This window comes from Pseudomonas sp. NBRC 111140 (assembly GCF_001320885.1).
In the GTDB taxonomy this organism is placed as follows: Bacteria; Pseudomonadota; Gammaproteobacteria; order Pseudomonadales; family Pseudomonadaceae; genus Aquipseudomonas; species Aquipseudomonas putida_P.
This window is the reverse complement of the sequence record NZ_BCBQ01000086.1, coordinates 17,213-27,350: the sequence shown is the minus strand read 5'-3', so window position 1 is coordinate 27,350 and position 10,138 is coordinate 17,213. Positions and strand designations below refer to the sequence as shown.

The 10,138-nt window shown below is 63.9% G+C and carries 8 protein-coding genes; 1 reads left to right on the top strand and 7 read right to left on the bottom strand.

The features are described 5' to 3' along the window. Positions 1-36 precede the first annotated feature (36 nt). From APH42_RS23000 to APH42_RS22970, 7 genes are all read right to left on the bottom strand, one after another. On the bottom strand, positions 37-1,134 hold the full coding sequence (locus APH42_RS23000; protein ID WP_060494284.1) for a DUF1513 domain-containing protein: 1,098 nt from the start codon (positions 1,132-1,134) through the stop codon (positions 37-39). Positions 1,135-1,136: 2 nt separating this feature from the next. Next, the gene (locus APH42_RS22995) at positions 1,137-2,201 is read right to left on the bottom strand and encodes an imelysin family protein (RefSeq protein WP_012274027.1); all 1,065 of its coding nucleotides are present in this window, start codon (positions 2,199-2,201) and stop codon (positions 1,137-1,139) included. Between the two features lie 20 nt (positions 2,202-2,221). Next, positions 2,222-3,649: a di-heme oxidoredictase family protein gene (locus tag APH42_RS22990; protein WP_060494283.1), complete on the bottom strand. Its 1,428-nt coding sequence runs from the start codon at positions 3,647-3,649 to the stop codon at positions 2,222-2,224. 208 nt (positions 3,650-3,857) lie between these two features. Then, a complete protein-coding gene (locus APH42_RS22985; RefSeq protein ID WP_012274025.1) occupies positions 3,858-5,195 on the bottom strand; it encodes an imelysin family protein in 1,338 nt (445 codons plus the stop codon). Between the two features lie 158 nt (positions 5,196-5,353). Continuing rightward, a complete protein-coding gene (locus APH42_RS22980; protein WP_060494282.1) occupies positions 5,354-7,405 on the bottom strand; it encodes a bifunctional diguanylate cyclase/phosphodiesterase in 2,052 nt (683 codons plus the stop codon). A 271-nt stretch (positions 7,406-7,676) separates the two neighbouring features. Next, the gene (locus APH42_RS22975; protein ID WP_012274023.1) at positions 7,677-8,273 is read right to left on the bottom strand and encodes a superoxide dismutase; all 597 of its coding nucleotides are present in this window, start codon (positions 8,271-8,273) and stop codon (positions 7,677-7,679) included. A 237-nt stretch (positions 8,274-8,510) separates the two neighbouring features. Beyond that, on the bottom strand, positions 8,511-9,110 hold the full coding sequence (locus tag APH42_RS22970) for a LysE/ArgO family amino acid transporter (protein ID WP_012274022.1): 600 nt from the start codon (positions 9,108-9,110) through the stop codon (positions 8,511-8,513). Between the two features lie 100 nt (positions 9,111-9,210). On the opposite strand from APH42_RS22970, the gene APH42_RS22965 reads away from it, so the two are divergent. Continuing rightward, entirely contained in the window at positions 9,211-10,101 is an 891-nt protein-coding gene (locus APH42_RS22965) for a LysR family transcriptional regulator ArgP (RefSeq protein WP_060494281.1), read from the top strand. The last annotated feature ends 37 nt before the right edge of the window (positions 10,102-10,138 follow it).

Sequence of the window (10,138 nt, the reverse complement as noted above, 5' to 3'; positions counted from 1 at the left end):
GTGCCCGCGAAGAGGCCGGTGAGGGCAGCAGAAAAATCAGACGAGATGCAGGTGGTTGTCCCAGAAACCGGACGGCAGGTTCATCGGCTGCCCGACCAGCTCGGCCTTGGTGCAGTCGTAGAACCGGCAACGGCCCTGCCCGGACGTGACGACAAAACCATCTTTCACCGTACCCACCCCTGCGCAATCGGGCATCGGCGCATCCAGCCGCACCGCGCCGCTGTCCAGGTCCCAGACGAACAGGCGGTTGGCCCGTGGTGCAGTCAGCGCCACCAGCCGCAGTTCGCTGTGGATGGCAACGCTGGCGGTGTACTGGGCCATGGCCTGCAACTGCCGCTCTGGCACCGGGAAGGCCTTGAACGGCTCGCCTGGGCGCTTGATCGCCAGCAGCTCGGCCGTTTCATCGGCATCGCCCATGAACTGCTGGCAAGCGGCGATGGTGCCGTCGCTGCCCACCGCCAGGTGGCGCACGCTGTTCATCTGCTGGGCCAGGGTTTCCTTGCTCAACAGGGTGCCGTCGCGCTGCATCAGTACCAGGCTTGGCTCCATGGCATTGAGGTTCATCTCCACCCGGCTTTCGGCTTCGGTGCGAATGCCGCCATTGGCCACGATCAGCGTTTCGCCGTCGGGCAGCCAGGCCACCTCGTGTGGGCCGATGCCGTGGGTTGGGATCTCGCCGGTGTGCACCAGGCGCTCGCCCTCGAAACGGTATACCCCAAGCACGCCGCGCCCAGGGTCGGTGGTGTCGTTCTCGGTGGCATACAGCCATTCGCCGCCTTTGTGCACCACGGCGTGGCCATAGAAGTGCCGGTTTGGCTGTGAGGCGAGCGTTTGTAGCAAGCGCCCGTCGCGCAAATCGATCAGGTAACTTTCGGTACCGGGGCGGCGGGCGACGAACAGGGCGATCGGCTGCTCGGGGTGGTGGATGATGGCATGGCAACGCTGGGCGACCTGAGTGCTGAACACCTGGGTGCCGTCCAGGCGGAAACCGACGGCATAGTGCTTGCCGTCGCCGTCGTCACGCGCCGAGAGCAGCAAGGGTTCGCTGCCTTTGTTGCGGAACAGGCTCCAGCCGCCCAGGGTGAGGGCGCTGAGCAATACGCTACCGAGTTTGAGTGCCTGGCGTCGCAGCATGATCAGTCACCGTCGTTGGCATTGAAGCCCAGCTGGATGTTCAGCGCCTTGGCCAGGTCGCCTTCGTGCAGGCGGTGGACGGCGTTGAGGCTGTCGTAGATCTGGTTGAGGGTTTGCTGGCCAGCGTCGTCGGCCAGCAACTCACCGAGGGTTTTCTGGTTGTCGGCCAGCAGTTTGAGCGAGGTAGCGTAGGCGGCGTCGATCTTGTCCGCCAGCGCTTTCTGATCGCTGGGCAGCAAGCCGCGCAGGCCCTGGTTGTCGACACCGACCCAGACGGTTTCGGCAGCCTTGAGGGTGGCTTCCAGGCTCTTCAGCGAGGAATGGCTGCGCCAGGCTTCGGCCTGCAGCGGCTGCGGGATGCCCTTGCTTTGGCGGCCCATCGGCGCGCCCAGCTTCTTCTTCAGGGTATCCAGGGCGGTGACCTGGGAGCGCAACAGGTCGGCGATGGCCTCGTGGGAGTCAGCGTAGCGCTGGTTGGGGAACTTGGTCATCTGCGAGAGCATGCCGTCGGTGCTGTTCCAGCTCTTGAGGATCTCCTCGGCCAGGACCTTCTGGTGTTCACCGATGGCCACCAACAGTGGGCAGTAACGGGCTTTCTGCTCGGCAGTGGCGATGTCTGGCTTGCTGTCGAACAGGATGTACTCGTAGGCCGACAGGCCACGTACTACCACGCTGGCTTTGCCCAGAGCGGCGGCATCGACGGGCTTGTCGCCGTTGACCAGTTGCTCGACCTGGCGGCCGACCAGGTTCTTCTTGTCGGGCCAGAACTGGACCTGCCAGGCGCGGTTGCCTTCGGCCAGCGGGCCGACCAGCAGCGGTTGCAGCTCGGCCCAGGCTTTTTGAGCGTTGAGGAAGTCGGCGCGGGCTTTATCCAGGGACTCCTTGCCTTCGCAGTAGGCCAGGGCGCTGGCAGCCAGCGTGCGATCGGCTTCGACCCAGCGGCTGTAGGTTGGCAGGATCACCTGCTTGGCGATGGCGGCGGAGGTCACGGCTTGCGGGTCCTGCGGCGAGCAGGCACCAAGGGCGAGTGCGGCGAGGCTGGTGAACAACAGTTTGGGTCGGAACATGCCCGGCTCCTTTGCGCGTTTTAAAGTGAATTCAGGAACGCCAGCAACGCGGCGCGCTGCTCTGCGTTGAATGTGAGCACGAAGTTGCGTGCCGCCTCGGCTTCGCCACCGTGCCAGAGCACGGCTTCTAGCAGGTTGCGGGCGCGCCCGTCGTGCAGGAACTGGCTGTGGCCACTGACCGTTTCACTCAGGCCGATGCCCCACAGGGGCGGGGTACGCCAGTCCTGGCCGTTGGCGGCGAATTCGGTACGCTCGTCGGCCAGGCCAGGGCCCATGTCATGCAGCAGCAGGTCGCTGTAAGGGCGGATGACCTGGTTGGCCAATTCTGGCTCGGTCGCATCGGCGGCAGTGGTGAACTGCGGTGTGTGGCACCCTTGGCAGCCGGCCTGGTAGAACAGGTTCTTGCCCGCCAGCACCTGCGGCGAGCCAACGTCGCGGCGGGCCGGCACCGCCAGGTTGCGGGTGTAGAAGGTGACCAGGCGCAGGATGTTGTCGCTGACTTCTTTCTCGCCATCGGCGCCGTCGCCGTTGGGCGCAGCCAGGCAGTCGGTTTGTGCCGGGGTGCAATCGTCATTGGGCTGCAGGGTGCTGGTAAGGCCCATGTCGCCGGCAAAAGCGTGCACGTTCTGCTGGTTGACGTTGGGCTGCCCGGCTTTCCAGCCGAAGCGGCCGATCACGGTCTTGCCCAGGGCGTCGTCCCACACACGGTTGGCACGCCCGCGGATGCCGTCGCGGTTGCGGTCGTCCGGGTCTTCGTTGGCCAGCAGGTCGGCTTCGGGGATGGCCTCGAGCAGGCCCAGGCCGATCATCGGCGGGGCCACCCGCGCCGAAAAGCGTGTGTCGGGGTGCATGACGCCGTAGCCGAGCTGGGTGATCTGCAGGGCAGGCTTGCGCAGCTCGACCTGATGACCGTCCTTGAACGCTACCGTTTCCTGGGTGTAGCTCACCCGTACCTTGCCTTCTGGCGCCACGCCCGGGATGGCCATGTCCTGCAACTGGGTGCCGTACACCGGCTCCGGCACCACGCCGAGGCGTTCGATCACTTTGGCCAGGTAAGGCTGGTCGGGGATCGACAAGCGCACCAGCATGCCCACCGCGTTGCTGTTGCCAGGCTCAGGCGGGTGACCGCGGCCATCGCGCACATGGCAGTTCTGGCAGGCGTTGGTGTTGAACAGCGGGCCCAACCCGTCGCGGGCAGTGGTGGTGGACGGGGCGATCACCCAGGGGTTGCGGAAGAAACTGTTGCCTACGGCAAAGTCCACGCGCCGCTCGGGCGAGAGGTTGGCCGAAGGCAGGGAATAGGCGTTGCGGTCAGTGCGCTGCACAGTCGCCTTGCCGGCCGACAACGCTTCGCCAGGCTCGGCTTGGGTGAAACGCGGGGCGTCGTCACAGGCGGCGAGGGCAAAGGCCAGCAGCAAGGGAGAGAGTCGGGACAGCGACAAGGACATGCAAAATCCTGGGCGTGGACGAAAAACCGGCGTGCAAGCTTAGCAGGCCAGCGGCTCTTGAATAAGAGCAATTTGCAATTACCTGGGTGAAAGGGATGTGAAATGCCAGCATTTTCATGTGCCTGTTCGCGGTCCGGTTGGCCGCGAACAGGCCATCAGCAAAAAAGGCGACCCGAAGGCCGCCTCTTTCAGTACCGCTACAGCAGGATCAGAATTCGTGATCCGCAGTGTCCGGGTTCAGGTTGGCGATGCCCAGCTTGCCTGCAGCCTGCTCGATCGAACCGGTCTGCTTGACCAGGGCGGCGATGGCGTCACGCACGATCTGGTTGCCGGCCGCGTTGTCGGCAGCGATCAGCTGGTCGTAGTGCTCGCCTTTGAGGGCGTGGTCGACGATCACCTGAATCTTGGCTTCGGTGGCCTCCAGGTCGGCCTTGAGGGCTGCATCGGTAGCCGGGTCGACCTTGGCGACCAACGACGACAGGCTTGGGCCGCTTACCTTGGTGCCGTCCGGGCGGGTGTACTCGCCCAGGTAGACGTTGCGGATGCCCTTGGCGTCATAGAAGTGCGAGTAGTGGGTGTTGTCGCTGAAGCAGTCCTGCTCGTCTTCCGGCGAGTTGGCTTCCAGCGAAACCTTCATGCGCTCGCCAGCCAGTTCGCCCAGCGACAGGCTGCCCATGCCGAACAGCATCTTGCGCAGGCCGTCGTTGACAGGCTCGGCTTCCAGCTTGGCGCGGTAGTTGTCGGCGACGTTCGGTGCCCAGTTGCCGACCATCTCTTCGAGGTCGCTGACCAGCAGGTCGGTAACCGCTTTCAGGTAGGCACGACGGCGGTCGTTGTGGCCACCGGTAGCGCCCTGGCCTTCCAGGTAGTCGGATGCCGGGCGGTTGCCAGCGCCTGGGCCGGTGCCGTTCAGGTCCTGGCCCCAGAGCAGGAACTCGATGGCGTGGTAGCCGGTGGCGACGTTGGCCTCGGAGCCCGCCAGCTCGTTCAGGCTGGCCAGTTTCTCGGGGGTAATGTCCTTGACGTCGACCTTCTCTTCACCCACCTGAATCTCGGTGTTGGCGATGATGTTGGCGCCGGCGGCCGGGTTGCCCAAGGCGTGCTCGTAGCTCTTGTCGACGTAGTCGATCAGGCCTTCGTCCAGGGGCCAGGCGTTCACCTGGCCTTCCCAGTCGTCGATGATGGTGTTGCCGAAGCGGAAGGCTTCGCTTTGCAGGTACGGTACGCGCGCGGCGAACCAGGCTTCCTTGGCGGCCTTCAGGGTTTCGTCGTTGGGCTTGGCCAGGAACGCGTCGATGGCGGTCTGCAGCGTCTTGGCGGTGCTCAGCGAGTCGCTGTACACGGCGTAGACCATTTCGGTGTAATGCTTGACCACGGCTTTGCCGGCGGCTTCGTCGACGGCCCCTGGCGCAGCAGCGGTGGTGCTGGCGGCAGCAGGTGCCTGGGCTTGCGGCGCGGCGGCTTTTTCGTCCTTGCCTTCGCCGCAACCGGCGAGGGCGATGGCAATGGCCAGCAGACTGGCGGAGGCCAGAGGCATTCGAATCATTATTGGTTTTCCTGCGTCGTGTGGTTGGACCAAGGGGTGGACCGTGCGCCGTGGCACGCGAAACCGCAACATCATGCGAAAGATTTGCATTTGCTGTAAAGGGGCGGGCACGCAATTCATGTAATTCCCGGTCACAGCCTGTAACCGGGCAGGTGGGCTCAGAACATCGAAACCTGGTTGCGTTGCGCCTGCTTGAGGAAGTGGGTCAGCTCGCGGGCCGACAGCGGCTTGCTGTAGTGGTAACCCTGGCCCTCGTGGCAACCCTGGGCAACGATGTAGGTTTCTTGCTCGGCGGTTTCCACGCCTTCGGCGATTACCTGCATGCCCAGGCTCTTGCCCAGCTGGATGATGGCGCGAACGATGGTGGCGTCGTCATCGTCGTCGAGCAGGTCCTGGACGAAGCTCTTGTCGATCTTGATCTTGTCCAGCGGCAGCGATTTCAGGTAACTGAGCGATGAGTAGCCGGTGCCGAAGTCATCGATGGCAATCAGCGCCCCGGAGCGGCGCAGGCTCAGCAGGTGCTGGGCGGCGGTGCTGATGTCTTCCATCAGGCCGGTTTCGGTGACCTCCAGCTCCAGGCTGCGCGGCGGCAGGCGATAGGCCTGCAGCAGGTTGTTGACCACCCGTGGCAGCTCGCTGTGGTGCAACTGCACGGTGGACAGGTTGACTGCCATGCGCAGGTCGCTGAAGCCCTGGTCGTGCCATTCGCGCAATTGCCGGCAAGCCTGGTCCAGCACCCACTCGCCGATGCTGATGATGCTGCCGTTCTGCTCGGCCAGGGGGATGAACTGGTCGGGTGGCACCATGCCCAGCTCCGGGTGCTGCCAACGCAACAGCGCCTCTACGCCGACCACGCGGTGGTCGCGGTAGCTGATCTGTGGCTGATACACCAGGTACAGCTGGTTGCGCGGCAAGGCTTCACGCAGGTCCTTTTCCAGCTCGCGGCGGCGGCGCATCTCGCTGTCGACGCTGGCGATGTAGAACTGGTAGCGGTTGCGCGAACGGGCCTTGGCCAGGGTCATGGTCTGTTCGGCTTTCTGCAGCAGTTTCTCGGTGCTGTCGCCGTCTTCAGGGAACAGGGTGATGCCGATGGTGGCGCGCAGGCGGATCTGCTCGTGGTCGAGGTCGAACGGCACTTCCAGGTCGTCGAGGATGCTTTGCGCCAGTTCGGCCGCTTCGTAGGGCTGCTCGATATTGGCCTGCACCAGGGCGAACTGGTCGCCGCCCAACCGCGCCAGCGCGCCCAGGCGGCCGCTGTGGGCGCGCAGGCGGTCGGCCAGGGCCAGCAGCAGCTGGTCACCGACCTGGTAGCTGAATTGCTCGTTGATGCCCTTGAAATCGTCCAGACCCACGCACAGTACCGCCACGCGATGCTGCAGGCGGCCGCCGTCGACAAGAATCTTGTCCAGTTGCTGCTGCAATTGCTGGCGGTTGGGCAGGCCGGTGAGGAAGTCGTACTGGGCCATGCGCTGCAGGCTGTTTTCCGCCTCGTGGCGCAGGTGGGTGTTGCGCTCGATCGAGGCCAGCAACTGGTTGGCGGTGTTCACCCACAGGCCCAGCTCGTTCTTCTCGTGGCCTTTGAGCAGCGGTAGCTGGTGCTGGCTGGGGCGGTCGGGGTTGATCTGGGTGAGGTGCTCGATGATCTTCGACAGCGGTTTGGTCAGCAGCCAGTGGTACACCAGATACAGCACCAGGCCCATGGCCAGGGCCCGCAGCACGCCGGAAATGAAGATGATCACCGCGTTGATCAGGAAGTCTTCACCGTAGGACGAGGTGTCCAGGGTAATGCTGAGGTCGCCGTAGTATTCGCTGTATGGGCCGCGGCCAACCAGTTGCGTGGTATAGGTGCGTTCCTGGCCGAGGATCAGGTCGGTGAGCCAGCGCATGGACATGTCCTGCAATGGACGTGACTTTTCTGCCAGCATGGTTTCGTTGGGGTGGCCAATGGAGGCCATGCGCACCGATTCGTCCTGGAACAGGCCTTCCATCACCTGCATGCCCATTTCGCGGTCGAGGCTGTACACCGCCTGGGTCGAAGGGTCGCGGAACATGTCGAGGATGCGCTGGGCATCATTGTTCACGGCCTGGCGGGTCTTGTAGGTGTCGTAGACGATTTGCGCACAGCTGAGCACGACGCCGACCGCCAGCGCCGACAGCAGCACGACCCTGAGCAACTTGACCGACAAGCTGTTCCGCAATTCCAGCTTCAATGGGGTTTCCTTAATCCATGCGCATGGCATCATTTTGCCATCAACGATGACGATACACTATCGGCCGATCATGAGCAGTGTATCGGTTGCCTGACCCCGCAACTTGAGTGCGCTGTATCAATCTTCCAGAGGTTTGATGTTAGCGCGCTATGCGGGCTGAGCAAGCAAAACCGTGCGTGCCTCTGTGGCTGCGGGTTACCCGTGAAGGGGGCCGGCACAGGCATAAAAAAACCCGGCACATGGCCGGGTCTTGTCATTCAGGGCTGAAGACTCAGGCCTTGAAGGTCTTGCCTTCGAACTGCTCGGCAACGAAGGCCCAGTTGACCAGGTTCCAGAACGCCTCGACGTACTTCGGACGCAGGTTGCGGTAGTCGATGTAGTAGGCGTGTTCCCAGACGTCGCAGGTCAGCAGCGGGGTATCGCCGCTGGTCAGCGGGCAGCCGGCACCGATGGTGCTGGCCAGGGCCAGGGAACCGTCAGCTTTCTTCACCAGCCAGCCCCAGCCGGAACCGAAGGTGCCAACCGAAGTCTTGGTGAATTCTTCCTTGAACTTGTCGAAGGAACCGAAAGCGGCGTTGATGGCGTCTGCCAGGGCACCGGTCGGCTGGCCACCGGCGTTAGGGGCCAGGCAGTTCCAGTAGAAGGTGTGGTTCCAGACCTGAGCGGCGTTGTTGAAGATGCCGCCCGAAGAGGTCTTGACGATCTCTTCCAGGGTCTTGCCTTCGAATTCGGTGCCTGGGACCAGGTTGTTCAGGTTCACGACATAGGTGTTGTGGTGCTTGTCGTGGTGAAACTCCAGGGTTTCCTTGGAGATGTGCGGCTGCAGGGCATCGTGGGCGTACGGCAGCGGCGGCAATTCAAAAGCCATGGTGGATCTCCTGATTCAGGTCTAGTTCGCGGTTTGCGCAGGGCCGATCACGGGCGGCCCTATGAGCGTCGGCGAGTTTGTACTCTTTGCGACGCAAGGGGTCGATCATAGCACCAGCCCCGGCGCATAACCACGCAACAAACATAGGGAATAGAGGTTCCAGAGCGGTTGGCGGTCGCCGACCAGTGGTGGTCGTTTTCAGGCAGCAGGTGTGTGCCGGGCCTTGCAGGCCTGCGATCAGTTGAAGATCAACTGCGCCGCCACCGCGAACATCATCACCGCCACCATCAGGTCGAGCATGCGCCAGGTCGCCGGCCTTGCCAGCCATGGGGCCAGCCAGGCCGCGCCGATCGCCAGGGTCGAAAACCACAGCAGCGAGGCGCTGGCGGCGCCGGCCACGTAGGCGCCGGGGGCGGTCTGCTGGGCGCCCAGTGAGCCGATCAGCAACACCGTGTCGAGGTACACGTGCGGGTTCAGCAGGGTCACCGCCAGGGCGCTGAGCAGCACGGCACGGCGTGAGCGGGCGCCCTGGCCTTGCTGGTGCTGCAGGCTCTGCTTGGAGCAGGCGCTGCGCAGGGCCTTGGCGCCGTACCAGATCAGAAACACCGCGCCGCCCCAGCGTGCGACCGCCAGCAAGGTCGGGTTGTGCGCCAGCACGGTGGCCAGGCCGAACACCCCGGCTGCCACCAGGAGGGCATCACAGACGATGCACAGTGCCGCCACCGGCAGGTGATGCTCACGGCGCAGGCTTTGGGCAAGTACGAAGGCGTTCTGCGCGCCGATGGCCATGATCAGGCCGAAGGCCACCAGCATGCCGTTGAGGTAGCTTTGCCACATGGCTGGGCTCTCCAAAAAGGTCGTAAAAGATGCTGGTTATTGTGAGGTTCGGCACTGTATAAGAAAAACAAATAAAGCTGATCCGTCATTAGGAAAATCGATGTTCGACTACAAGCTCCTGGCCGCCCTCGCGGCGGTGATCGAACAAGGTGGTTTCGAGCGTGCGGCGCAAATACTGGGCTTGTCGCAATCGGCCATCTCCCAGCGCATCAAGCTGCTCGAAGCGCGGGTTGGGCAGCCGGTGCTGGTGCGTGCCACGCCACCCAGTCCGACCGAAGTCGGCCGCCAGTTGCTCAACCACGTGCAGCAGGTGCGCCTGCTTGAACGTGACTTGCAGCGCCAGGTGCCGGCGCTGGATGAAGAGGGCATGCCGGAGCGCCTGCGCATCGCCCTCAACGCCGATAGCCTGGCCACCTGGTGGGCCGGTGCGGTGGGCAATTTCTGTGCGCAACAGAACGTGCTGACCGACCTGGTGGTAGAAGACCAGGAGGTGGGCCTGAAACGCATGCGTGCTGGCGAAGTGGCGGCCTGCCTGTGTGGCAGTGAACGCCCGGTAGCCGGCGCACGCAGCCTGCTACTGGGGGCCATGCGTTACCGGGCGTTGGCCAGCCCCGGGTTCATGGCGCGGCATTTCCCCCAGGGCTTCGTCGCCAGCCGCCTGGCCCGCACCCCGGCGATCGTGTACGGCCCGGATGATTTCCTGCAGCATCGCTACCTGGCATCGCTGGGCATCGAGGACGGCTTCCTGCACCACCTGTGCCCGTCATCCGAAGGCTTCCTGCGCATGACCGAAGCCGGGTTGGGGTGGGGCCTGGTGCCAGAACTGCAGGCCCAGGAGCAGCTGGCCAACGGGCAATTGGTGGAAATCTGCCGCGATACCCCTATCGATGTGCCGCTGTACTGGCATCATTGGCGCAATGGCGGGCAATTGCTCGCGCAACTGACCGACCACCTGCGGCACACCGCACGGCTTTGGCTGGTGCCCTTGTAGCCACGGCTGGCGTCAGTTGCATCTGAAATCTGGCAAG

Coding starts and splice junctions, on each gene's coding strand:
- APH42_RS23000 (WP_060494284.1), bottom strand. CDS start 1,134: ATGCTGCGACGCCAGGCACTCAAACTCGGTAGCGTATTGCTCAGCGCC.
- APH42_RS22995 (WP_012274027.1), bottom strand. CDS start 2,201: ATGTTCCGACCCAAACTGTTGTTCACCAGCCTCGCCGCACTCGCCCTT.
- APH42_RS22990 (WP_060494283.1), bottom strand. CDS start 3,649: ATGTCCTTGTCGCTGTCCCGACTCTCTCCCTTGCTGCTGGCCTTTGCC.
- APH42_RS22985 (WP_012274025.1), bottom strand. CDS start 5,195: ATGATTCGAATGCCTCTGGCCTCCGCCAGTCTGCTGGCCATTGCCATC.
- APH42_RS22975 (WP_012274023.1), bottom strand. CDS start 8,273: ATGGCTTTTGAATTGCCGCCGCTGCCGTACGCCCACGATGCCCTGCAG.
- APH42_RS22970 (WP_012274022.1), bottom strand. CDS start 9,110: ATGTGGCAAAGCTACCTCAACGGCATGCTGGTGGCCTTCGGCCTGATC.
- APH42_RS22965 (WP_060494281.1), top strand. CDS start 9,211: ATGTTCGACTACAAGCTCCTGGCCGCCCTCGCGGCGGTGATCGAACAA.